This is a genomic window from Acidovorax sp. Root402 (genome assembly GCF_001425125.1).
Lineage (GTDB): Bacteria > Pseudomonadota > Gammaproteobacteria > Burkholderiales > Burkholderiaceae_C > Acidovorax > Acidovorax delafieldii.
On sequence record NZ_LMDQ01000001.1, the window covers coordinates 364,170 to 386,451 of the forward strand.

Annotated in this window: 18 protein-coding genes; 9 read left to right on the plus strand and 9 right to left on the minus strand. The window is 65.7% G+C overall.

Going from position 1 to position 22,282, the window contains the following annotated elements; genetic code table 11:
• Nucleotides 1–10: 10 nt before the first annotated feature.
• Nucleotides 11–988 carry a LysR family transcriptional regulator gene (locus tag ASC83_RS01710; RefSeq protein WP_015012001.1) on the minus strand — a complete coding sequence of 326 codons (978 nt, stop codon included), beginning with the start codon at nucleotides 986–988 and terminating at the stop codon, nucleotides 11–13.
• A gap of 137 nt (nucleotides 989–1,125) precedes the next feature.
• Here ASC83_RS01710 and ASC83_RS01715 point away from each other — a divergent pair, with 137 nt between their 5' ends.
• Entirely contained in the window at nucleotides 1,126–1,566 is a 441-nt protein-coding gene (locus ASC83_RS01715) for a hypothetical protein (RefSeq protein ID WP_056057089.1), read from the plus strand.
• 186 nt (nucleotides 1,567–1,752) lie between these two features.
• Here ASC83_RS01715 and ASC83_RS01720 read toward each other — a convergent pair whose 3' ends face one another.
• From ASC83_RS01720 to norR, 5 genes are all read right to left on the minus strand, one after another.
• The gene (locus ASC83_RS01720) at nucleotides 1,753–3,624 is read right to left on the minus strand and encodes a phosphoenolpyruvate carboxykinase (GTP) (RefSeq protein WP_056057091.1); all 1,872 of its coding nucleotides are present in this window, start codon (nucleotides 3,622–3,624) and stop codon (nucleotides 1,753–1,755) included.
• A 305-nt stretch (nucleotides 3,625–3,929) separates the two neighbouring features.
• Nucleotides 3,930–4,637 carry a 7-cyano-7-deazaguanine synthase QueC gene (gene queC, locus ASC83_RS01725; RefSeq protein WP_056057093.1) on the minus strand — a complete coding sequence of 236 codons (708 nt, stop codon included), beginning with the start codon at nucleotides 4,635–4,637 and terminating at the stop codon, nucleotides 3,930–3,932.
• Nucleotides 4,638–4,729: 92 nt separating this feature from the next.
• On the minus strand, nucleotides 4,730–4,876 hold the full coding sequence (locus ASC83_RS24120; RefSeq protein ID WP_199737436.1) for a hypothetical protein: 147 nt from the start codon (nucleotides 4,874–4,876) through the stop codon (nucleotides 4,730–4,732).
• Nucleotides 4,877–4,950: 74 nt separating this feature from the next.
• Nucleotides 4,951–6,150: a threonine ammonia-lyase gene (locus ASC83_RS01730; protein ID WP_056057095.1), complete on the minus strand. Its 1,200-nt coding sequence runs from the start codon at nucleotides 6,148–6,150 to the stop codon at nucleotides 4,951–4,953.
• A gap of 121 nt (nucleotides 6,151–6,271) precedes the next feature.
• Entirely contained in the window at nucleotides 6,272–7,849 is a 1,578-nt protein-coding gene (gene norR / locus ASC83_RS01735; protein WP_056057717.1) for a nitric oxide reductase transcriptional regulator NorR, read from the minus strand.
• Nucleotides 7,850–8,088: 239 nt separating this feature from the next.
• On the opposite strand from norR, the gene ASC83_RS01740 reads away from it, so the two are divergent.
• Both ASC83_RS01740 and ASC83_RS01745 read left to right on the plus strand, forming a co-directional pair.
• Nucleotides 8,089–10,374, plus strand: coding sequence for a nitric-oxide reductase large subunit (locus ASC83_RS01740; protein ID WP_056057097.1), 2,286 nt, complete (start codon nucleotides 8,089–8,091; stop codon nucleotides 10,372–10,374).
• A gap of 77 nt (nucleotides 10,375–10,451) precedes the next feature.
• The gene (locus ASC83_RS01745) at nucleotides 10,452–10,880 is read left to right on the plus strand and encodes a hemerythrin domain-containing protein (protein ID WP_056057099.1); all 429 of its coding nucleotides are present in this window, start codon (nucleotides 10,452–10,454) and stop codon (nucleotides 10,878–10,880) included.
• A gap of 440 nt (nucleotides 10,881–11,320) precedes the next feature.
• On the opposite strand, the gene ASC83_RS01750 is transcribed toward ASC83_RS01745, so the two are convergent.
• Both ASC83_RS01750 and recQ read right to left on the minus strand, forming a co-directional pair.
• A complete protein-coding gene (locus tag ASC83_RS01750; RefSeq protein ID WP_056057101.1) occupies nucleotides 11,321–12,172 on the minus strand; it encodes a hypothetical protein in 852 nt (283 codons plus the stop codon).
• A 132-nt stretch (nucleotides 12,173–12,304) separates the two neighbouring features.
• Nucleotides 12,305–14,164 carry a DNA helicase RecQ gene (gene recQ, locus ASC83_RS01755; RefSeq protein WP_056057719.1) on the minus strand — a complete coding sequence of 620 codons (1,860 nt, stop codon included), beginning with the start codon at nucleotides 14,162–14,164 and terminating at the stop codon, nucleotides 12,305–12,307.
• A gap of 185 nt (nucleotides 14,165–14,349) precedes the next feature.
• Between recQ and ASC83_RS01760 the strand changes: the two genes are divergently transcribed.
• From ASC83_RS01760 to ASC83_RS01780, 5 genes are all read left to right on the plus strand, one after another.
• Nucleotides 14,350–15,414, plus strand: a complete 1,065-nt coding sequence (locus ASC83_RS01760) for a homocysteine S-methyltransferase family protein (RefSeq protein WP_056057104.1) — start codon at nucleotides 14,350–14,352, stop codon at nucleotides 15,412–15,414.
• Nucleotides 15,415–15,591: 177 nt separating this feature from the next.
• Nucleotides 15,592–16,539: a tRNA 2-thiocytidine(32) synthetase TtcA gene (gene ttcA / locus ASC83_RS01765; RefSeq protein ID WP_056057106.1), complete on the plus strand. Its 948-nt coding sequence runs from the start codon at nucleotides 15,592–15,594 to the stop codon at nucleotides 16,537–16,539.
• A gap of 36 nt (nucleotides 16,540–16,575) precedes the next feature.
• Nucleotides 16,576–18,012 (plus strand): tRNA 5-hydroxyuridine modification protein YegQ, encoded by a 1,437-nt coding sequence (gene yegQ, locus ASC83_RS01770; RefSeq protein ID WP_056057108.1) that lies wholly within the window; start codon nucleotides 16,576–16,578, stop codon nucleotides 18,010–18,012.
• Between the two features lie 21 nt (nucleotides 18,013–18,033).
• Complete coding sequence (locus tag ASC83_RS01775) at nucleotides 18,034–19,407, plus strand: SH3 domain-containing protein (protein ID WP_235509285.1); 1,374 nt, start codon at nucleotides 18,034–18,036, stop codon at nucleotides 19,405–19,407.
• Nucleotides 19,408–19,474: 67 nt separating this feature from the next.
• Complete coding sequence (locus ASC83_RS01780; protein ID WP_056057110.1) at nucleotides 19,475–20,185, plus strand: hypothetical protein; 711 nt, start codon at nucleotides 19,475–19,477, stop codon at nucleotides 20,183–20,185.
• A 64-nt stretch (nucleotides 20,186–20,249) separates the two neighbouring features.
• On the opposite strand, the gene ASC83_RS01785 is transcribed toward ASC83_RS01780, so the two are convergent.
• Nucleotides 20,250–20,894, minus strand: coding sequence for a hypothetical protein (locus tag ASC83_RS01785; RefSeq protein WP_056057112.1), 645 nt, complete (start codon nucleotides 20,892–20,894; stop codon nucleotides 20,250–20,252).
• 207 nt (nucleotides 20,895–21,101) lie between these two features.
• On the opposite strand from ASC83_RS01785, the gene ASC83_RS01790 reads away from it, so the two are divergent.
• Nucleotides 21,102–22,268: a hypothetical protein gene (locus ASC83_RS01790; protein ID WP_056057114.1), complete on the plus strand. Its 1,167-nt coding sequence runs from the start codon at nucleotides 21,102–21,104 to the stop codon at nucleotides 22,266–22,268.
• Nucleotides 22,269–22,282 lie beyond the last annotated feature (14 nt).

Sequence of the window (22,282 nt, forward strand, 5' to 3'; positions counted from 1 at the left end):
GCCGTACAGTCTAAGGCGTGCCGTGCAGGTCCTGCCCCGGAAAGGTGCGCCGTGCTGACCGTGCAAGCGCCTGCAGCAGCCAGGTCATCGCAGCCTGCTGGGGGCCGCGCCGGCGCCACAGGGCATCCACGTGCACGGCGGGCACGTCCAGGGGCAAAGCCCGTTGCACCAAGGCGTCGGCGATGCCGGTCACTGGCACAAAGTGGCGCGGCAGCACGGTCAGCAGGTCCGAGCCCGACACCACCCGACCGGCCGTGAAGAATTGGTTGACCGTGATCACCACCTTGCGCTCGCGGCCCAGCGACGCCAGGGCTTCGTCGATGAAACCAAAGGGCCGGCCCGAAAAACTCACCAGCATGTGCCGCGCTGCGCAGTAGGTATCCAGCGTCAGCGGCGCGTCGGCCAGAGGGTGGCCCTGGCGCATCACGCACACGTATTCGCCGTCGTACAGCCGGCGGCTTTCAAAGGCGACCACGCCACCGGACTGTGCCCGCGCCGTGAGGTCGGCCAGTGCCGCTGGAAAGTAACCCACAGCCATGTCGGCCGCCTCTTCTTCGAGCAGACGCCGGGGGTCGCGCGTGGTCAGCGGCAGCACGCGGATGGAGATGCCGGGGGCTTCGCGCTCGATGATCTCCACCAGGGCCGGCACCAGCGTCGCCGCCGTGGCATCGGCCATCGCCAGCACAAAGGTGGACTCCGCCGTTGCCGGGTCAAAGTGCCCCGGCGCCAGGGACTCCTGCAAATGGGCCAGGGCCTCGCGCACGGGCGGCCACAGGGCCAGCGCACGTGGCGTGGGCTCCACCCCCTGGCCGCTGCGCACCACCAGTTCATCGCCCACCACATCGCGCAGGCGCCGCATGGCATTGCTGACGGCCGGCTGGGTGATAGACAGCTTGTGCGCAGCCCGGGTGAGGCTGCGCTCTGCCATCACCTCGTCAAAGACGCGCAGCAGGTTCAGGTCCAGGGAGCGGAAGTTCAGGGGAGTCATGGTCACCCGAGAGCATATTCATCACTGATATGAATATCAATGATTCAAAATATAAACTTGAACATGCAAAGGGTAAACCCTAATATCACCCCATCGCCCGGCAATCTCGCCACAAGCGTTAGAAAAGGGAAACCGAAATGACCGCCTTTGCACACGTTGAGTACCCCACCGAACACCCCGGCGTTGTCCGGGCCGAAAACGCAGCCGCCGCTCTGAAGAGCGCTGCCGCCCATTTTGACGGCGCGCGTGGCGCAGCCTCCCTGCTGTTGGCCGCCGTGGTCTCCGCGCTGCTGGTGGTGGCCAACCAAGTCATCGACACCTGGACCGAAGGCCACCTGCTGGCTGCCTGGATGGTGCTGTGGCTCGTGGCCTTTGCGGCCCTGGCGCTCCTGACCAGCCCCGCCCGCCGCGCCGGTGTTGCGCTGCGCGGCACTGCGCTGGCATGGGCTGAAAGCCGTCGCCGCGCTGCTGAAGATCAGCGCACCTGGCAAGTCGCCCTGAAGGACCCACGGATCATGGCTGAACTGAACCATGCCATGGGCATTCCCACTGTGAACAGCATCCGCAAGTACTACTGAAGCATTTTGCGCGGCGCACGCTGCGCAGAGACTCCCATTCAAAGCCGTGGCCAACGCCACGGCTTTTTTTATGCCCCGTTGCGCCCCGCGTGCAGTCTGTTCTTGCAGTGTCCGCACGAAAAAAAGCCGCCCCGCAAGGGCGGGACGGCTTTGAATGGTCAGCTTCCTTGACTGAATGTCGCAGCGTCAGGCTGCCAAACGCTTTTGCAGTTGCGCCTTGGTATCGAGCAGCGCCTTTGGCAGGTGGTAGGCCAGCTGTTCGAAGTGTGCATCGTGCAGCTTGAACTCTTCGGCCCAGGCCGCCTTGTCGATGCTGGTCACGGCGTCAAACTTGTGGGCGCTGAAGTCCAGGCCCGTCCAGTTGATCTCTGCGTACTGCGGGGCCACGCCGAACATGGTTTCCTGGCCTTGGGCCTGGCCTTCGATGCGGTCAATCATCCACTTGAGTACGCGCATGTTGTCGCCATAACCGGGCCAGACGAACTTGCCAGCCTCGTCCTTGCGGAACCAGTTCACGCAGAACACCTTGGGCAGCGCCTTGCCGGTGGCGGCAATCTTGCCTTCCATGTTCAGCCAGTGCTGGAAGTAGTCGCTCATGTTGTAGCCGCAGAACGGCAGCATGGCGAACGGGTCGCGGCGCACCACGCCCTGGGCGCCAAACGCAGCGGCAGTGGTCTCGGAGCCCATGGTGGCAGCCATGTACACACCTTCGGTCCAGCTACGGGCTTCGGTCACCAGGGGCACCGTGGTCGAGCGACGGCCGCCGAAGATGAAGGCATCGATGGCCACGCCATTGGCGTCATCCCACTGGGCGTCCAGTGCGGGGTTGTTGGTGGCAGCCACCGTGAAGCGCGAGTTGGGGTGGGCGGCCTTGGCGCCAGTTTCCTTGGCGATCTGGGGCGTCCAGTCCTTGCCTTGCCAGTCGATCAGGTGGTCGGGCAGCTTGCCCGTGTCCTTTTCCATGCCTTCCCACCACACGTCGCCGTCGTCCGTCAGGGCCACGTTGGTGAAGATCACGTCCTTGTCCAGGCTGCGCATGCAGTTGGGGTTGGTGTGCATGTTGGTGCCGGGAGCCACGCCGAAGTAGCCAGCCTCGGGGTTGATGGCGTACATCTTGCCATCGGCATGGGGCTTGATCCAGGCGATGTCATCACCGATGGTGGTGACCTTCCAGCCGGCAAAGCCCGCCTCGGGAGGCACCAGCATCGAGAAGTTGGTCTTGCCGCAGGCGCTGGGGAAGGCCGCTGCCACGTGGTACTTCTTGCCGGCGGGGTTGGTCACACCCAGGATGAGCATGTGCTCGGCCAGCCAGCCCTGGTCGCGGCCCATGGTCGATGCGATGCGCAGGGCCAGGCACTTCTTGCCCAGCAGCGCGTTGCCGCCGTAGCCCGAGCCGTAGGACCAGATCTCGCGCGTTTCGGGGTAGTGCACGATGTACTTGACCTTGGGGTTGCAAGGCCAGCTGGTCGTGTCCTTCTCGCCTTCGGCCAGGGGCGCGCCCACGGTGTGCATGCAAGGCACGAACTCGCCTTCCACACCCAGCACGTCGTACACGGCCTTGCCCATGCGGGTCATCAGGCGCTGGTTCACGGCCACGTAGGCGCTGTCGGTCAGCTCCACGCCGATGTGGGCGATGTGGCTGCCCAGTGGGCCCATGCTGAACGGCACCACGTACATGGTGCGGCCCTTCATGCAGCCGTCAAACAGTGGCTGCAGCGTGGCGCGCATTTCAGCGGGAGCCATCCAGTTGTTGGTGGGGCCGGCGTCTTCCTTGGCGGCCGAGCAAATGTAGGTGCGGTCTTCCACACGGGCCACGTCCGATGGATCGGACCAGGCCAGGAAGCTGCCGGGGCGCTTGGCGGGGTTCAGCTTCTTGAAGGTGCCGGCATCGACCAGCTGCTGGCACAGGCGGTCGTACTCTTCCTTGGAGCCATCGCACCAGTAGATGCTGTCGGGTTTGCACAGGGCGGCCATGTCGGCGACCCAGGCGAGCAGCCGGGCGTTTTTGACGTAAGCGGGGGCGTTGAGATTCAGGCCCTGCATCGTGGGTGCGTTCATCGGGGAGCTTCCTAAGTTGAAAAAACGTTTTTTCAAAGGAAGCGGACCGGGCGGGTCACGGCGAGGCCTGGCGCAGTTGCGGTGCTGAGCGCTGCCTTTGAAAAAACGGCTTTCGTGCTCAGTCGGCGGGCGGGAGCGTGTGTCAGCCCCACGGGTGGAGGCTAGTTCCACGGATTCCGCGGGTCGGCTGGGATGTCAATTTTATGAATCTGCCGCCGGTTTGTCTGTCAGACAGGGGTCAAAACCATGCAAAAATAACATAGGTTTATGCATGGTTCTTGCCCCCCTCTCTGTGGGCTTTGGGGCTAGGCGGTCGTGGCACCGCTCCAGCGCTCATAGCCGCTTTTGCGCAGCGCGCAGGCCGGGCAGGTGCCGCAGCCATAACCCCAGGCATGCAGCGTGTCGCGCACGCCGTGGTAGCAGGTGTGCGAATCGTTCACGATCAGATCGACCAGCGCCTGCCCGCCCAGCGACCGGGCCAGCTCCCAGGTCTCGGCCTTGTCCAGCCACATGAGTGGGGTATCGAAGGTGAAACGCTGTCCCATGCCCAGCGACACCGCGACCTGCAGCGCCTTGAGCGTGTCGTCACGGCAGTCGGGGTAGCCCGAAAAGTCGGTCTCGCACATGCCGCCCACCAGGGTGTGCAGGCCACGCCGGTAGCCCACGGCGGCCGCCAGCTGGAAGAACAGCAGGTTGCGCCCTGGCACAAAAGTGTTGGGCAGGCCGGCGGCGGTCATCTGGATCTCGGTGTCGCTGGTCAGGGCGGTGTCGCTGATGTGGCCCAGGACCGCCAGGTCCAGCATGTGGTCCTCGCCCAGCCGGGCGTTCCACTGCGGAAACTGCGCGCGCAGCGATGACAGCACCGTCTGCCGCGCCTGCAGTTCGATATGGTGGCGTTGGCCATAGTCAAAGCCGATGGTTTCGACATGGGCAAAGTTCTCCAGGGCCCAGGCCAGGCAGGTGGTGGAGTCTTGGCCTCCGGAAAAGAGGACGAGTGCGTGTCCGGGTCTCATGGGGGTTCTCCAGGTCAAACGAGGATGGGAGTGGGGGCTGGACGAAAAAAAACCCCGCACTGCGGGGCTGTGGTGGAGGCCTGCCGGAGCGGTCAGGCCATCATCACGGCGATGAACGCCAGCAGGAACATCATGATGCCGCCCACCACCGGCAGCACGACGGGGACCACGTGAACGACGTTTTCCACAGGGTCGTTCGATGGTGTTGCGGGGGCGTGCGAGTTGTTGTGGTCAGACATGGTGGGCTCCAGATGCTTAAAACTTGCGCAATTCTAGCCGCGAGAACCTGCGTGGGGCGCAAAACCCTGTGGTCTCAGATCAGGTCGGCCTGCATGCCCGCCGCCCGCAGCTGTCCCAGCACCTCATCCACATGGGGCTTGCCCCGGGTTTGCAGCACCAGTTCGATCTCCACGTTCTGCGCGGCCAGCATGGTGAAGGCGCGCTGGTGGTGCACTTCCTCGATATTGGCGCCCGCGTCGGCCACGGTGGCGGTGATGCGCGCCAGCACGCCGGGCACATCGCGTGCGCTGACCTTGATGCGCGCCAGGCGCCCCGAGCGCACCATGCCGCGCTCGATGATGGCCGCCAGCAGCAGCGGGTCGATGTTGCCGCCACACAGCACCAGGCCCACGCGCTTGCCCTGGAAGCGTTCGGGGTAGCGCACCAGCGCCGCCAGGCCGGCGGCGCCTGCGCCTTCGACCAGGGTCTTTTCGATCTCCAGCAGCATCAGCACCGCCTGCTCGATGTCGCCCTCGTCCACCAGCACCAGGTCGTCCACCAGGCGCTTGACGATCTCCTGCGTGATCTTGCCCGGCGTGCCCACGGCAATGCCCTCGGCTATTGTTGATGTGCCCTGCGGGTGGTGCGTACCCTTCACCGCGTTGACCATGGCCGGGAAGCGCATGGTCTGCACGCCAATGACCTCGATGCCGGGCTTGATCGCCTTGGCCGCCGTCGCCACACCCGAGATCAGCCCGCCGCCGCCCACGGCAATCACCAGGGTGTCCAGGTCGGGCACGGCCTGCAGCATCTCCAGGCCCAGCGTGCCCTGGCCCGCAGCCACTCCCTCGTCGTCGTAGGGGTGGACAAAGGTCAGGCCTTGCGCATCGGCCAGCGCGTATGCGTGTGCGCGGGCTTCTTCCAGCGTGTCGCCATGCAACACCACCTCGGCACCAAACCCGCGCGTGCGCTCCACCTTCACGCCGGGCGTGAAGCGCGGCATCACGATGACTGCGCGCAGGCCCAGGCGCTGCGCGTGGTAGGCCACGCCCTGGGCATGGTTGCCGGCGCTCATGGCCACCACACCCCGCGCACGCTCCTCGTCCGTCAGCAGCGTGAGCCGGTTGCAGGCGCCGCGCTCCTTGAAGGACGCGGTGAACTGCAGGTTCTCGAACTTGAGGAAGACCTGCGCACCCACGATCTGCGAGAGCGTCTTGGATTCCACACAGGGGGTGTCCAGCACGTGGCCTTGCAGGCGGGTGGCGGCGTCGCGGATGTCTTGGAGGGTCAGCATGGGCCGATTGTGGCGCAACGCGGGCCGGTGGAGCACTGTGGCGGGTGCCGGGCAAGAAATTGAATGAAAAGTGCCGCAAGCGCTAGAAATTCATGCACTGTTTGCTATCAATTTTGATTGTCTATTTGATTCCCAGCCTGCGCGCCAGTTTGTGCAGGTTGCTCGCGTCCACCTCCAGCGCACGCGCGGCCTGGGCCCAGTTGCTCTGGTGGCGCGCCAGGGCCTGCGCGATGGCGTGCCGTTGGCAGGCATCCACGGCATCGCGCAGCGGGCTGTCGGCGGTGTTTGTGGTGGTGGCGGTCGCGGGCAGCTCTGCCGCCGGGGTGGGGGCGCTGGTGTTCAGCGGGGCATGGGCCGCGCTGGCCGCGTCGGCGTCCAGGTCGAGCAGCGCGGGCTCCAGCGTCACGATGTCGGCGCGGCTCACGCCCCGGCTCAGGGCCTTGAGCGCCGCGCGGCTGACTACATGCTCCAGCTCGCGGACGTTGCCGGGCCAGGGGTAGCGGCGCAGTGCGTCCTGCGCGCTGGCAGACAGCCGCAGGCTGCGCAGGCCCAGGCGCGCGCGGTTGAGTTCCAGAAAACGGCCCGCGATCAGCAGCACGTCGTTGCCCCGTTCGCGCAGCGGCGGGATGGGCACCGGGTACACCGACAGCCGGTGGTACAGGTCGGCGCGAAACGCACCGTCGCGCACCTGGTCGCGCAGGTTGCGGTTGGTGGCGGCGATCACGCGCACGTCCACACGGCGCGGGCGGTCGGCGCCCAGGCGCTGGATCTCGCCGTTCTGCAGCGTGCGCAGCAGCTTCGCCTGCACGGCCAGCGGCAGCTCGCCCACCTCATCAAGGAACAGCGTGCCGCCCTCGGCCGCCTCGAAGCGCCCCGGCCGGTCGGCCACTGCGCCGGAGAACGCACCGCGCACGTGGCCAAAGAGTTCGCTCTCGGCCAGGGACTCGGGCAGCGCCGCACAGTTCACGTGCACCAGGGGCTTGGTGCGGCGCGTGGACTGGCGGTGCAGCAGGCGCGCGAACAGCTCCTTGCCCACACCAGTTTCGCCCAGCAACAACACGGGCAGGTCCGAGCCCGCCACCACCTCCAGCTCGTGCAGCAGGCGCAGCAGGGGCTCGCTCTGGCCGACGATCTCCATGTCGCCATCGCCCGCGCGGGTGGTGCGCTCGTCGTCGGCGCTGCGGGTGTGGGGGGCGCTGCGCAGCGCCTGCACCTCGCGCTCCAGCCGCGAGATGCGCACGGCCGCCTCCACCAGCACCTTGCAGTCGGCCAGCGCGGCGCGTGCGGCCTCGCCGAAGGTGCCGGTCTGCAGTGCGTCCAGCGTCAGCACGCCCCAGGCCTTGCCGTCCACCCACAGGCTCACGCCCATGCAATCGTGCACGGGCAGGGGCTCGCCCACCAGGGTGTCGAGCAGGCCGTCGTAGGGGTCGGGCAGGGTGCTGTCGTGGTCGAAGCAGGTCACCTCGCGCCGCGCCAGGATGGCCGCGAGCCGGGGGTGCTGGCTGACCACAAAGCGCCGGCCCAGCGCCTCGCGCACCAGACCCTCCACGGCCACGGGGCGCAGGTGGTCTTCTTCCAGCTGCAGCAGGGCCACGGCGCCGCAGTGAAAGCGGGTGCGCAGGTGGTCCACCAGCCGCTGCAGGCGCACGGCCTGGGGCAGGTCGGTGGCCAGGTCGGCCAGCAGGGGGCTATGGTCCATGGTGATATTCACCTTAAATGGGTGAATTAGACCCCATTTGAGAAGGGTCAAAAAAACCATGACCGGTGTAAGTGGTTGATTTGATAGGCCGGCAGCCCTGGCCCGGCGCTTGCGATGTGGGCAGTGACACCGATTCACCCGTTCCAAAAAAGCCATGACCACAAGACCCCGACCCCATGCCGCCAGCGCACGCTGGCGCCGCCCCTTCATTGTTGTTCTGTTGAAGCAGGAGGCCCGCCATGGGTAACTACCGCAAGCTCTGGTTCACGCTGATCGGCGTGCTCATCGTCACCTTCAGCCTGCTGGGCTACTACGGCGCCGAGGTCTACCGCACCGCGCCCGCCATCCCCGCGAAGATCGCCACGGCAGGGGGCGAAGTGCTTTTCACCCACGACAGCATCCTCGACGGACAGACCGCGTGGCAGTCGGTGGGGGGCATGCAGCTGGGTTCCATCTGGGGCCACGGCGCCTACCAGGCGCCCGACTGGACGGCCGACTGGCTGCACCGCGAGCTGCTCAACTGGCTGGAAGTGGCGTCCGAGCGCACCCACGGCAAGCCTTTTGCGGACATCGACACGGCCGCGCAGGCCGTGCTGCGCGACCGCATGAAGACCGAGTACCGCACCAACACCTACAGCCCCGAGACGGGTGTGGCCACGGTGTCCTCGGTGCGGGCCGACGCGATCGCGATGACCGCGCTGTACTACGACCAGCTTTTCAGCGACGTGCCCGCGCTGCACAAGACCCGCGAGCACTTCGCCATGAAGGAGAACACCCTGCCCAGCGCCGAGCGGCGCGCGCAGATGACGGGTTTCTTCTTCTGGACGGCCTGGGCCGCCGCCACCGAGCGCCCCGGCACCACGGCCACGTACACCAACAACTGGCCGCACGAGCCACTCATAGGCAACAAGCCCACGGCCGAGAACATGGTCTGGTCGGTGATGAGCGTGGTTGTGATGATGGCGGGCGTGGGCTTCCTCGTGTGGGGCTGGTCCTTCCTGCGCAAGCACGACGAGGTGGAACCCACGCCACCCCAACACGACCCACTCTCGCGCGTGCCGCTCACGCCGTCGCAGCGCGGGCTGGGCAAGTATTTGTTCCTCATCGTGGCGCTGTTCAGCTTCCAGGTGCTGCTGGGCGGCTTCACGGCCCACTACACGGTGGAAGGCCAGCAGTTCTACGGCATCAACGTATCGCAGTGGTTCCCGTATTCGCTGGTGCGCACCTGGCACATCCAGAGCGCGCTGTTCTGGATCGCCACGGGCTTCCTGGCCGCCGGCCTGTTCCTCGCGCCGCTCATCAATGGAGGCAAGGACCCGGCTTACCAGAAGCTCGGTGCGGACATCCTGTTCTGGGCGCTGGTCGTGGTGGTCGTGGGCTCGTTCACGGGCAACTACCTGGCCATCGCGCAGATCATGCCGCCCGAGTGGAACTTCTGGCTGGGCCACCAGGGCTATGAATACGTGGACCTGGGCCGCCTGTGGCAGATCGGAAAGTTCACCGGCATCGCCTTCTGGCTGGTGCTCATGCTGCGTGGCATCGTGCCGGCGCTGCGCACCCCCGGCGGCGACAAGAACCTGCTGGCGCTGCTGACGGCTTCGGTGGTGGCCATCGGCCTGTTCTATGGCGCGGGTTTCTTCTACGGCGAACGCACCCACCTGTCGGTGATGGAGTACTGGCGCTGGTGGGTGGTGCACCTGTGGGTGGAGGGCTTCTTCGAGGTCTTCGCCACCACGGCGCTGGCCTTCATCTTCTCGACGCTGGGGCTCGTGTCGGTGCGCATGGCCACCACGGCCAGCCTGGCCTCGGCCTCGCTGTTCATGCTGGGTGGTGTGCCCGGCACCTTCCACCACCTGTACTTTGCAGGCACCACCACCCCGGTGATGGCGGTGGGCGCAGCCTTCAGCGCGCTCGAAGTGGTGCCGCTGGTCGTGCTGGGCCACGAGGCCTGGGAACACTGGCGGCTGCAGCACCGCACGCCCTGGATGGCCCGCCTGCGCTGGCCGCTGATGTGTTTCGTGGCCGTGGCCTTCTGGAACATGCTGGGCGCGGGTGTCTTCGGCTTCATGATCAACCCGCCCATCTCGCTGTACTACGTGCAGGGCCTGAACACCACGCCGGTGCATGCCCACGCCGCGCTGTTCGGGGTGTATGGCTTCCTGGCGCTGGGCTTCACGCTGCTGGTGCTGCGCTACATCCGGCCGCAGCTGGTGTTCAGTGAGCGGCTCATGACGACGGGCTTCTGGTGGCTCAATGCCGGCTTGGTGCTGATGATCGCCACCAGCCTGCTGCCCATCGGCTTGTTCCAGTTCCACGCCAGCGTGAGCGAAGGCCTGTGGTACGCCCGGGGTGAGGCCTTCATGCAGCAGCCTTTCATCCAGACGCTGCGCTGGGTGCGCACCTTCGGCGACGTGGTCTTCATTGTCGGCGCGCTGGCCATGGCCTGGCAGGTGGTGAGCGGCGTGTTTGGCTCGCGGGCCCCTGTTGCCAACGCTGGCGCCTACCTCGCGGAGACCCGCCGCTGATACGCCACCGACCTGCGCCGCGCGCCACCCCCCTCGGCGGCAGCGCAGGCCCTTCATTCATCCCACAAGGAGTGAGCATGAACCTCGAAAAATTCAAGCACCAGCACACCGACATCCTGCGCAGCATCGCCACCTTGCGCGCCCTGGCCCACGCAGGCGTGGAGGCCAACGCCACGGCCATCGCCCAGGGCATTGTGGCGATGAGCGGCACCATCAAGCTGCACCTGGCCGTGGAAGACCAGGTGCTGTATCCCGCGCTGCAGCGTGGCGGCAATGTGGAACTGGCGCGCCTGGGCCGCCACTACCAGAGCGAGATGGCCTCGATTGCCAGCGCCTACGACGCCTTCGCGCGCCGCTGGAACACGGCCGAGAACGTGCGCCGCGATGCGCAGGATTTCCGCAATGAGGCCAACGTGGTGCTGCGCCGGGTGTTCGAGCGCATGCAGCGCGAAGACCATGACTTCTATCCCCGCATCGAGGAGGAAGAAGCCGCCGCCTGCCATTGAGCTGCAGCTCTTCTACCCCACCGCAGCCAAAGCATGCACGTGAACCATCGGTAGGTCCTGCACGGATCTCCCTTGCTTGCCGCCCAAGCCACGTTCGGTCGAACTGCCCACAGGGCTGGTTAGGTAGGTTGCAGCCGATAGGTTCGGCACCGCTCCACATCTGGCCCCACAACCCCACTAAGACGCCATCCTGGGGGTGTGGTGTGAATTGCGGTTGCGGGTATTCCGACAGCAGGTGGCGCGCAGCCGCGCGGTGCGATTTGACCAATGCGCAATCTGCTGACGCGACCCCAGGCGCTACAGGCATGCTGGGACCACCCCAGAGCACCCTGTGCAGTCACTCCATCAAAGGCGGACAGATGGAACTAATAATTGGTCCCCTTTTCACTTTGCAGGCAATAGAGTCGTGGCCGGGCTATATTGCCGTGCGCTAATCGGGCTTAGTTGAGAGAACCGCCAGTCGCAATGTTCTCCATGTGAAGCCGAAGCGCAGGATGTTCAATCGCAGGCTGTTGCTCGTCCGATTTGTAGACGAGGCCCGTGCCTACGCCCTGCGGAGTTGTCAGTCTTCGGATAGACAGGAGCTGTTGAGTTCCGGTACCTGAGCGCTGGGAATAGCCTTCGCCTTCATTCACGCTGTAGGCGAACACATAGGATCTTTGCAATTGGCCTTGCGCATTGATCTTGATACACAGCACGTTTCCAGCCAATCCACCAGAGGTTTGGTGTTCGCACCCGAAAAGTCCGTCCGAGGTTGCGACTAGGCCATTTCCGGTGGAGGTAGGGCCCAAGTTGCTGGTCAGCTGCACGGCATCCGCGATAAGCCCCTCCGAGCCCAAAGAGGTCAAGGCCCAGATTCCCACAAGGCTGGATGCTGCAAAGGCATATCCGAAATTGAACCGGGAGATGGCTTTCTCGGATTCACCCGGGAGAGTGATGTAGCCCGTGGCTCCGCTGGTGAAACGGAACCGTACCGTGCCAACGGTTCCCGCCTCTTTCCCTGACAGCGGGCCGCTGCCCAGGTAGCGCCCCCCGGTGTAACGAATCAAGGGCGCTGCGACCTGATCATTCGCTATCTTGCCTGTTGCCAAATAGAAGGTGGGTTGTCCGCTGCTTTCGTAGGCGTACATCTGCATCACGAACGTGTCGTTCTGCACGTCAATCGCCAGCCCCCGCCCTGGCTTGCCATCCAGTTCAGAGCTCACGACCCAGGTCCCTGCCTGTGGTGCAAATGCTTGCGCCAGGCCCGCTCCCGATAGCAATACGACAGCTATCAATTTCTTGGAATGCATCCCTCTCTCCCTCTCTTGAATACAGCAGTGGTGGTTAGACAATCCAACTGAATGTATCCCTTTTCAGCGGCCGCACAGCAAACTAAATTGCCAGCAGATTCAGGGGGACACGCGTCGCAGATGTGACAGAAATCAGCGACCTTCCACCACCCTCAGCACCTCCGCCCCATACGCCTCCAGCTTCTTCGCCCCCATGCCGCTGATGCCCTGCAGGTCGTCCAGGGACGCGGGGTTGCGCTCGGCAATCGCAGCCAGTGTGGCGTCGTGAAAGATCACATACGCGGGCAGGTTGTGCTCGCGTGCCACTTCGGCGCGCCAGGCCTTGAGGTTGATGAAGCGCACCTGTGCGTCGGGTCCCAGATTGGCGGCAGCGGCTGGCGGTGAGCTGCCCTTGCGGGTGCGCTTGGCGGGGGCGGACGACACCGATTCGCGCAGCTGCACCGGCACCTCGCCCTTGAGCACGGCGCGCGAGCCCTCGGTGAGGCACAGGGTGTCAAAGCTGTGGCCGCTGTCCAGCATCACCTTCTGCAGGCCCAGCGCGCCCGTGGCGATCAGCTGGCGCAGCACGCCGCGCAGCTGGGGCTCGGTCAGGTCTGCGCCAATGCCGAAGGTGGAGATTTTTTCGTGCCCGAACTGCGCGACCTTCTCGGTCTTCTTGCCGCGCAGGATGTCCATGATGTGCCCCGTGCCAAAACTGATGCCGCTGGCCTGGTTCACACGGTAGATGGTGGACAGCAGCTTGCGGGCGGCATCGGTCGCATCCCACACGGCGGGCGGGCTGATGCAGTTGTCGCAGTTACCGCACGGCGTGGACTGCTCGCCAAAGTAGGCCAGCAGCCGCACGCGGCGGCAGTCGGTGGCCTCGGCCAGCGCCAGCAGCGCGTCGAGCTTGCCGCGCAGCGCCTGCTTGAACTCCTCGCCCGCGGGGCTCTCGTCGATCATGCGGCGCTGGTTGACCACGTCGTTCAGGCCATAGGCCATCCAGGCATCGGCGTTCAGGCCGTCGCGGCCCGCGCGGCCGGTCTCCTGGTAGTAGCCCTCGATGTTCTTGGGCATGTCCACGTGGGCCACAAAGCGCACGTCGGGCTTGTCGATGCCCATGCCAAAAGCGATGGTGGCCACCATCACGATGCCCTCCTCGCGCAGAAAGCGGTCCTGGTTCTTCTGTCGCACCTTGGTGTCCAGCCCCGCGTGGTAGGGCAGGGCGGTGATGCCCGCGTCGCTCAGGGTGGACGCCAGCTCCTCCACGCGCTTGCGCGACTGGCAATACACCACGCCCGCCTCGCCCGCGTGCTCGCGCTCGATGAACCGCAGCAGCTGGGTGGTGGCGTCCTTCTTCTCGACGATGGTGTAGCGGATGTTGGGCCGGTCGAAGCTGCTGATGAACAGCCGCGCGTCTTCCAGCTGAAGCCGCTCGATGATGTCGGCGCGTGTGAGGTCGTCGGCCGTGGCCGTGAGCGCAATGCGTGGCACGCCCGCATAGCGCTCGTGCAGCACCGTGAGCGCGCGGTATTCGGGGCGAAAGTCGTGGCCCCACTGGCTCACGCAGTGTGCCTCGTCGATGGCAAACAGCGAGAGGTGACCGCCTTCGTACAGGCTATCGAGCAGGCCCAGAAAACGCGGCGTATTCAGCCGCTCGGGCGCGGCGTACAGCAGGGTGATGTCGCCAGTCTGCAGGCGCAGCTCCACATCCTGCGCCTCGTCAAAACTCAGCGTAGAGTTCAAAAAGGCCGCATCCACCCCCGCCTCGTGCAGTGCCCCTACCTGGTCGTGCATCAGCGCGATCAGCGGAGAGACCACGATGGTCACCCCGCGCCCCTGCCGCTGGCGCACGATGGCCGGCACCTGGTAACACAGGCTCTTACCGCCGCCGGTGGGCATGAGCACCAGCGCATCGCCACCGGCGATCACATGCTCAACAATGGCCTGCTGCGGGCCGCGAAACTGCTCGTAGCCAAAAACGTCCTGCAAAACGGCATGGGCAGGGGACAGCGCGGGAGACGGGCGAGAGGACAAGCGGATACTCTGAAATAGATAGCTACAAGCGCATATAAATCAAGCGCTTGGTGCCGATACGGCCAGTATTTTCTGGCGCGCCAGGGCTTGGCCCTGAGCGCGGCAGGCGCATATTGTGCGCTGCAAGGGCGCAGGGGCCGCACTTTCTACAATAGGGGCCTATGCAAGCCCTCCACTACACGCGCGCCGCGCAACTCCCCGATATCCTTGCCCAACGCATCGTCATCCTCGACGGCGCCATGGGCACCATGATCCAGCGCTTCAAGCTGGGCGAGGCGCAGTACCGGGGCGAGGGCTACACCGGGCCGGATGGCGCGGGGGACCGGTTCAAGGACTTTGCGTACGACGTGAAGGGCAACAACGAGCTGCTCAGCATCACCCGGCCCGACGTGATCCGCGACATCCACGAGCGCTACCTGGCCGCTGGCGCCGACCTCATCGAGACCAACACCTTCGGCGCAACCACCGTGGCGCAGGAGGACTACCACATGGCCGAGCTGGCGCGCGAGATGAACCTGCGCTCGGCCCAGCTGGCGCGCGCCGCTTGCGACAAATACAGCACGCCCGACAAGCCCCGCTTCGTGGCCGGCGCCCTTGGCCCCACGCCCAAGACGGCCAGCATCAGCCCCGATGTGAACGACCCCGGTGCGCGCAACATCGACTTTGAAACCCTGCGCGCTGCCTACTACGAGCAGACCGAGGCGCTGGTCGAAGGCGGCGCCGACGTGCTGCTGGTCGAGACCATCTTCGACACCCTGAACGCCAAGGCGGCGCTGTTCGCGATTGACGAGTTCTTTGAGAAGAGCGGCGAGCGCCTGCCGCTCATCATCAGCGGCACCGTGACCGACGCCTCGGGCCGCATCCTGTCGGGCCAGACCGTCACCGCCTTCTGGCACAGCGTGCGCCACTCGCGCCCGCTGGCCATTGGTCTGAACTGCGCCCTGGGCGCCACGCTGATGCGCCCCTACATCCAGGAGCTGAACCGGGTGGCCGAGGACACCTTCATCAGCTGCTACCCCAACGCCGGCCTGCCCAACCCCATGAGCGACACCGGCTTTGACGAAACGCCCGAGATCACCAGCCGCCTGGTGCACGAGTTTGCGGCCGAGGGGCTGGTCAACATCCTGGGCGGCTGCTGCGGCACCACGCCAGACCATATTGGCGCCATTGCCAAGGCGGTGGCCGATGTGCCCACTCGCAAGATGTTCTACCCCGCAGAAGCCTGAATTTGAGTCGAATTGGCTGCTAGCGCCTGTTCCATATGCGCTGGTAGCTATAAAAATAGTAGTCAATGCCGTACCAGCGCAGTGCGGCAGCCCATTGCAAGGCGCCGCTGGGTGCGGCAACCTTGCAATCCCCCCTTCATTGCGCCTTCCCGTTTCGCCGTCTGGTCCGTCCATTCCATGCTTGATACCGCCACCCCGCCCGCCTCTTCCTTTGTGGAGGGCGACGACGCTGCCGCAGCGGCTGCCAAAGCCGCCGCCCACGCCGCGCTCAAGCTCGAAAAGCGCCTGGTGCGCCAGGTGGCCCAGGCCATCGGCGACTTTGGTCTGATCGAAGACGGCGACAAGGTCATGGTCTGCGTCTCGGGTGGCAAGGACAGCTACGCCATGCTCGACGTGCTGCGCATGCTGCAGCAGCGCAATGGCCACAAGTTCGAGCTGATCGCCGTCAACCTGGACCAGAAGCAGCCCGGCTTTCCGGCCCATGTGCTGCCCGAGTATTTGACGAAGGTGGGTGTGCCCTTCCACATCGAAACGCAGGACACCTACAGCGTCGTCAAGGAGCACATCCCCGAAGGTAAGACCATGTGCAGCCTGTGCAGCCGCCTGCGCCGGGGCATCCTGTACCGCGTGGCCGACGAGCTGGGGTGCACCAAGATCGCGTTGGGCCACCACCGCGACGACATGCTGCAGACCTTCTTTCTCAACATGTTCTTCGGCGGCAAGCTCAAGGGCATGCCGCCCAAGGTGCAGAGCGACCGGGGCGACCATCTCATCATCCGCCCGCTGGCCTATGTGGCCGAGGATGACCTCACCCGCTGGGCCGAGGTTCGCAACTTTCCCATCATTCCTTGCACCCTGTGCGGCAGCCAGGAGAACCTGCAGCGCAAGCAGATCGGCCAGATGCTGCGCGACTGGCAGCAGCTCTACCCCGGCCGCATCGAAAACATGGCCGTGGCGCTGCGCAACCTGGTGCCTTCGCACTTCATGGACCCGCACCAGTTTGACTTCAAGGGGTTGGTACCCAACGGCGTGGCCGACGCCGATGGTGACAAGGCCTTTGATGCCGAAGAACTGCCTGCACAGGCCGTGGGCATGCTGGGCGGTCTGCCCCTGATGCCCCGCTGAACCCGACCCCCGACGATTTTTAGATTGGGCCACCCCATGACCACGCTCAAAGCCCCCGAACTCCTCCTGCCTGCTGGCTCGCTCGACAAGATGCGCGCCGCCTACGACTTTGGCGCCGACGCGGTGTACGCCGGCCAGCCGCGCTACAGCCTGCGAGCGCGCAACAACGAGTTCCGCCTGGAGCAGATCAAGCAAGGCATTGACGAAGCCCACGCACGCGGCAAGAAGTTCTTTGTGACGAGCAACCTGATTGCGCACAACGACAAGATCCGCACCTACCTGCGCGACATCGAGCCCGTGATCGACTGCCAACCCGACGCGTTGATCATGGCCGACGCGGGCCTGATCATGATGGTCAAGGAAAAGTGGCCCGAGCAGGTGGTGCACCTCTCGGTGCAGGCCAACACCACCAACTGGGCGGCGGTGAAGTTCTGGCAGAAGATGGGCGTGGAGCGCGTCATCCTCTCGCGCGAACTGAGCCTGGACGAGATCGAAAAGATCCGCCAGGAATGCCCTGACATGGAGCTGGAAGTGTTCGTGCACGGCGCGCTGTGCATTGCGTACTCGGGCCGCTGCCTGCTCAGCGGCTACTTCAACCACCGCGACCCCAACCAGGGCACCTGCACCAACGCCTGCCGCTGGAACTACGCCACGCACGACGCCGACATCGACCCTACCACGGGCGAAGCCATTGCGCAGAAGATGGAAGGCGACTTCAACTTCGAGGCCGCGCAGCAAAAGGCCGAGCAGTCGTTCTCCACCACCGGCAACGGCGAGCGTCATCCCAAGGCCGACAAGGTCTACCTGATCGAAGAAGCGGGCCGCCCAGGGCAGATGATGCCCATCATGGAAGACGAGCACGGCACGTACATCATGAACAGCAAGGACCTGCGTGCGGTGGAGCATGTGGCGCGCCTGGCGCAGATCGGCGTCGATTCGCTCAAGATCGAAGGCCGCACCAAGAGCCTGTACTACGTGGCCCGCACCGCCCAGGTGTACCGCCGTGCCATCGACGATGCCGTGGCGGGCCGCCCCTTCAACCCCGAGCTGCTGATCGAGCTGGAAGGCCTGTCCAACCGAGGCTACACCGGCGGCCTGCTGGAGCGCCGCCCCAGCAACGACTACCAGAACTACATCAACGGCCACTCGGCCACGCAGCGCAGCCAGTATGTGGGCGAGGTGCTGGGTGCCGAAGGACGGGCCGATGTGGGGCTGTCTGGAGACTGGGTACAGGTCGAAACCAAGAACCACTTTGCCGTGGGTGACCTGATTGAAGTGGTGCACCCCAGCGGCAACACTACGGTGCGCCTGCAAGAGATGCGCAATGTGGAAGGCCAGCCCGTGCAGGTCGCCCAGGGCAGCCCGGTGCGCGTGTGGATCCCGCTGCCCGCGCGCTACAGCGGCGCGCTGCTGGCGCGGGTGATTGAATCGCAACCGCCTGCTGCAGCGGCAGAGCCTGCATTGGCGGTGTAACTCTCTCGCAGGGGCTGGAGCATGAAGACCTTGGTGCACGCCACACGGCCTCGCCACTGGACCATGGCTGCTTTGCTGGGCGCAGTTCTCGTAAGCCCGGTCAATGCCCAGACGCCGGCTGTAGCGCCAGCCAAGCAGCGTTATGTGCAGGGCTCGTGGGTCAACCTGCGCGAGTCGGCCCAGTCGCAGGCCCGCATCGTGGCCCAGGTGCCCGCCAACACCGCGCTGCAGCAGCTCTCCGAGCGCGACGGCTGGTGCGCTGTGCTCTATTCGGGCGATGCGCGCCTCGGCCCGCCTTTGTCTGAGCCCCTGCAAGCCCACGTGGCCTGCAACCTGCTGGCCGACCAGCCCCTGACCCTGGCCCAGGCGGGCAAGGACGCCGCCCGCGCCTTCTGGGTGGCTCCGTCACCCAACCGCCTGCGCGCTTACGGCAATGCCCTGCCACGCCCGCCATCCCTGCAGCTGCCCGCGCTGGCCAAAAGCCACGCGCATGAAATGCCGGTGCAGTACCCCACCCGAGCTGAGTGGGAAGCCGCCAAGAAGCTCATGCGCGCTGGCGTGGTGCTGCGGCCCGAGCAGGAAATCGACCGGGGCCGCCCCGTCAACCCGCTGGATGACCTGAAGCTGGCCACCCGTGCCGTGGACCACATCCCTGCCGTGGCACCCCTGGCCGCCCCGCCCACGTTGCCAGCCATCGCCCCTTCGTACTTTCGCTCCCACACCAGCGTGGCCCTGCTGCACGAGACCGATGCCGACGGCCTGGCCGCCGTGGCGGGCACCCGCATCAGCGTCATCCCTACCGGTGTGCCCGTGGGGCGGTTCAATCGCCACAGTGGTCCAGAAATCGAGTACATCACCGGCTTCTGGGACGTGGGCACTGCCGATCAGGCCTTCGCACCTGCGCTGACCATCTATGCCATCACCCACCAAGGCCTGGTGGGCGCCCATACTGTGCGCCAGCGCTATTGGGACATCAGCAACGAAGACCACTACTGCGGCGGCCACTACCCCGGCCGTGGGTTCAACGACCCTGGTGAAGAAGCCCAGCCCGTGCGCGGCTATGCCAAGCTGTCCGACAGTGCCCAGGTACTGACCCGCCTGGTGCTGCCCGCAAAGCTTCCGCCGGACGCGGTGAAGGTGAAGACCCGGCGCTACGCCACGAGCTGGATGCAGCCCGCGGACCCGCCCATCCGGGACAAGCCCCAGCGCAAGAACACCGCCGTGATGGTGCATGAGATTGACTTGGACCGCGACGGCGTGGCGGACATCCTGCGCATCGACACGCCATCGCCGGGCGGCATGAGCTTTGAGCCCATCTTTGAATGGCGCTGGTACCTCAATATCAACGGCCAGTGGTTTCCGGCGGGGTATTGGGTGGATCAGGAGTGCACGTAAGGGGAGGCTGCTGGACAACGTTCGGCTGGGAGCAGCAGTCGGCGAGCCAGTGTCACCGTCCAATTCAATGCTTGAATGTTATTTTTCTCTTCAATTGAAGTTTGCCGCGCACTATGCGGTGAAAGCGGCGGTTCCAATTGACGTGGCCATTGACCGTTGTACTAACCTGCGACGCAGGCTGAACCTTTGGGGCAACGCCGGCGAGACTCAATGGAATCGCTTCTTGGCCAGAGTTCAAAGCACAGGCAGTGACCATGCTGCCCACCTCGCCTTGTGCGCCGAGTACCAGCGGCCCCACTCCTACCCCGAACTCGAACGGTCGTTTGGCTGCTTCTCGTACGACCCGCCCGATGCCACCGGTACCTTGCGCATCCACTTTCTACCGCCAAGTGGACTCAATTCCAGTCCATTGGCTGTTGAGAACGTCGGCGCGAGGATGTCAGACCTGCGCGACTTGTTTGCACATGTTCAGCGAAGTGCGCCAATGGCTACAACAGTGCGTGGCGTTTCGTGGCTCTACAACCTTCACGCCTACAGGCGGCTCTTTCCTCTGGCCTATAGCGCATCAGTGCAAGCCGTGCGGTTTCCATTGCATTTGAATGGGAGTTCAACCTGGGGCCAGGTCTTGAACTGGCGACAGGAAGTGAAAGCGGCTGTGCGGGATCAATTGTTGGCTCGCCTTGATGACATGAGCGTTGAAAATCCCTGGGAGATTTTTCCGCTCCAGGCCAAGGTCGCCACGAGCCCGATTGATGTGTTTTATGAGCAGTTCAGCTGAGTACTGCTGAACGTCGGGCATGGCTCTCATCCGTCTGCCAGCGGATCTGCACGGCGTCTCCCTCTTATCGCTGCCCCGGCTGACGCAACAACGCCCCCAGTACCAGCGCCTCGGCCACCACTTCCAGCCCTTCTTCCAGCGTGGCCAGCAGGGCGGGCAGCTCGGGCAGACTGGGCCAGCGTGCTTGCACTTCGGGCCATTGGTCCACACCGATCGCCAGCCAGCCCACAGCCAGGCCCGCCCACAGCAGCGCGCGGGTGCCGGGGTGCCACAAGGCGCGGTGCAGCCAGGCCATGGTGAGCAGGCCCACCACCGCCACGGCGAGCATGGGGGCTTCGCGCACGGGGGCCCAGCGGCAGGCGTCCGTCCATTCATGGCAGCGGAACTTCCACAGCTCGTGCAGCATGAACTGCTCGTCCAGCGCCAGCACAAAAAACGCAAGCGCCAGCCAAGCACCCAGCAGCCGGGGCAGGGCGCGGTCCCCCACCATCCGCAGGGCCGTGATGCTGAGCGCCAGCAGCAGCGCACTCGACAGCCACGACACCGGCGAGCCGTCTGAGCGGAAGGCGCGCTCCCACTGCGGCGCATACATCCACCCACTGAACAGCAGGAAGCCCAGCACGGCCATCAGCAGTGCAGGCGCAACCCCGGTGTGGGGTGTGGTGTGGCGATCAACAAGGCGCGAGCGGGCGGTGGTGTGCGGGTGCATGGCGGGGAGGTGGCCGCACGCTGAGAGGCAGCGCGGCGGGCGGTGGAACCGGATTGTGGGCAAAAAGTGCCGGTAGCGCTGGACTTTATTGCACCTTTTGCTATGTAGTTGATAGCTGATGCGGGCGACAGGTTTGCCCGCACCATGGCCTGTTCACGCTGGACGAATCACTACAGAATCGGGCATCCATTCCCCAGGCAACCCGGCATGACCCTCCCGATCGATCCGTCCCGCACGGCACTGCCGCCCGTGGCCCAGTTCCTGGCCGAGGCGGCGCTGCAGCGGCAGACGGCGTTGCTGGGGCTGGACAAGCCCAAACCCGCTGTACCCGCCGCACCCTCGCCGTTGCCCACGGCAGACCCCAGCGCGCCGCCGCCCTCGGTCACCTCACCCAGCCCGCCCGGCGGGCCGTTGCCTGCACCGGCGGACCAGGCCAACATCTCGCCCCAGGCGCGCGAGCAGTTGGCGGCGGGCTTCGACCCGCGCCGGGCGGGCGGGGCCGATGGCCGATTGCAGGGCGCAAGGGGTGAGGGGGCTGCGCGGGCCTCGCCAACGGGGGCATCGGCGCTGCCCCGTGGCGCAACCATGGCCGCGCAGGCCAATGCGGCAACCTCCGCTGCCTCCGCCACAAGTGGCACGGCCTGGCCCGCGTCGGGCCTCAGCGCACCGTTGCTGCGGATGGTGAGTGCCCTGGTCGCACACGTCACCGCCCAGGCCGGAGTGCCGCAACGCGTGGTGGCCGCGCAGCCCTGGCCCATCGGCATGGCGCAGGCGCTGGAGAGCGGCGCGCTGGATGCCGACCAGCCGCCGCTGCAAACCTGGCTGGTGCGCCAGGGCGTGGTGTCGACGCCTGAGGGGCCGCGCGGGCTGGCGCTCACCTTGCGTGCCCCGGTGCCGTGGCTCGCGGCCCAGGCGTCATCTGCCGCTGCGGGCGCGGCGGCGGCGCAAGTCGGCGCAAGCCTGGGCGCGGGCGCCAGCGCTGCGGGCGGCGCGCTGCAGGTGCCTTTTGCGGGCGGCGGCCAGGCGTTGCAATCGGGGGTCATGGCCTTGGTGTTGCAGGGCATGGATGCTGCCGCGCCGCGCACCAGCGCGCTGCTGGTGCTGGACCTGCAACCGCAACTGGCTGCCACCGTGTATGGCCGCGACATGCTGCAGCAGGCCACAGGGCGCCTGGACCCCTGGACTCAGATGGCCGTGCTGCAGGCCAGCGGCCAGGTGCCCCGCGAGGACGCGCGGGCGCGCAACGGGGAATCGGGCCTGTGCGAGACCGTGGGCTGCCCGTATGCAGCGCGCGCTGAGTGTGCGCAGCCCTTCTGTCTGGCGCTGCGCGGCGTGTTGCCGCCCGAACCGGTCGGGCCAGCGCCGTCTGCCTGAGGGCGCTCCCGGAT

Coding starts and splice junctions, on each gene's coding strand:
- ASC83_RS01710 (WP_015012001.1), bottom strand. CDS start 988: ATGACTCCCCTGAACTTCCGCTCCCTGGACCTGAACCTGCTGCGCGTC.
- ASC83_RS01715 (WP_056057089.1), top strand. CDS start 1,126: ATGACCGCCTTTGCACACGTTGAGTACCCCACCGAACACCCCGGCGTT.
- ASC83_RS01720 (WP_056057091.1), bottom strand. CDS start 3,624: ATGAACGCACCCACGATGCAGGGCCTGAATCTCAACGCCCCCGCTTAC.
- queC (WP_056057093.1), bottom strand. CDS start 4,637: ATGAGACCCGGACACGCACTCGTCCTCTTTTCCGGAGGCCAAGACTCC.
- ASC83_RS24120 (WP_199737436.1), bottom strand. CDS start 4,876: ATGTCTGACCACAACAACTCGCACGCCCCCGCAACACCATCGAACGAC.
- ASC83_RS01730 (WP_056057095.1), bottom strand. CDS start 6,150: ATGCTGACCCTCCAAGACATCCGCGACGCCGCCACCCGCCTGCAAGGC.
- norR (WP_056057717.1), bottom strand. CDS start 7,849: ATGGACCATAGCCCCCTGCTGGCCGACCTGGCCACCGACCTGCCCCAG.
- ASC83_RS01740 (WP_056057097.1), top strand. CDS start 8,089: ATGGGTAACTACCGCAAGCTCTGGTTCACGCTGATCGGCGTGCTCATC.
- ASC83_RS01745 (WP_056057099.1), top strand. CDS start 10,452: ATGAACCTCGAAAAATTCAAGCACCAGCACACCGACATCCTGCGCAGC.
- ASC83_RS01750 (WP_056057101.1), bottom strand. CDS start 12,172: ATGCATTCCAAGAAATTGATAGCTGTCGTATTGCTATCGGGAGCGGGC.
- ASC83_RS01760 (WP_056057104.1), top strand. CDS start 14,350: ATGCAAGCCCTCCACTACACGCGCGCCGCGCAACTCCCCGATATCCTT.
- ttcA (WP_056057106.1), top strand. CDS start 15,592: ATGCTTGATACCGCCACCCCGCCCGCCTCTTCCTTTGTGGAGGGCGAC.
- yegQ (WP_056057108.1), top strand. CDS start 16,576: ATGACCACGCTCAAAGCCCCCGAACTCCTCCTGCCTGCTGGCTCGCTC.
- ASC83_RS01775 (WP_235509285.1), top strand. CDS start 18,034: ATGAAGACCTTGGTGCACGCCACACGGCCTCGCCACTGGACCATGGCT.
- ASC83_RS01780 (WP_056057110.1), top strand. CDS start 19,475: ATGCTTGAATGTTATTTTTCTCTTCAATTGAAGTTTGCCGCGCACTAT.
- ASC83_RS01785 (WP_056057112.1), bottom strand. CDS start 20,894: ATGCACCCGCACACCACCGCCCGCTCGCGCCTTGTTGATCGCCACACC.
- ASC83_RS01790 (WP_056057114.1), top strand. CDS start 21,102: ATGACCCTCCCGATCGATCCGTCCCGCACGGCACTGCCGCCCGTGGCC.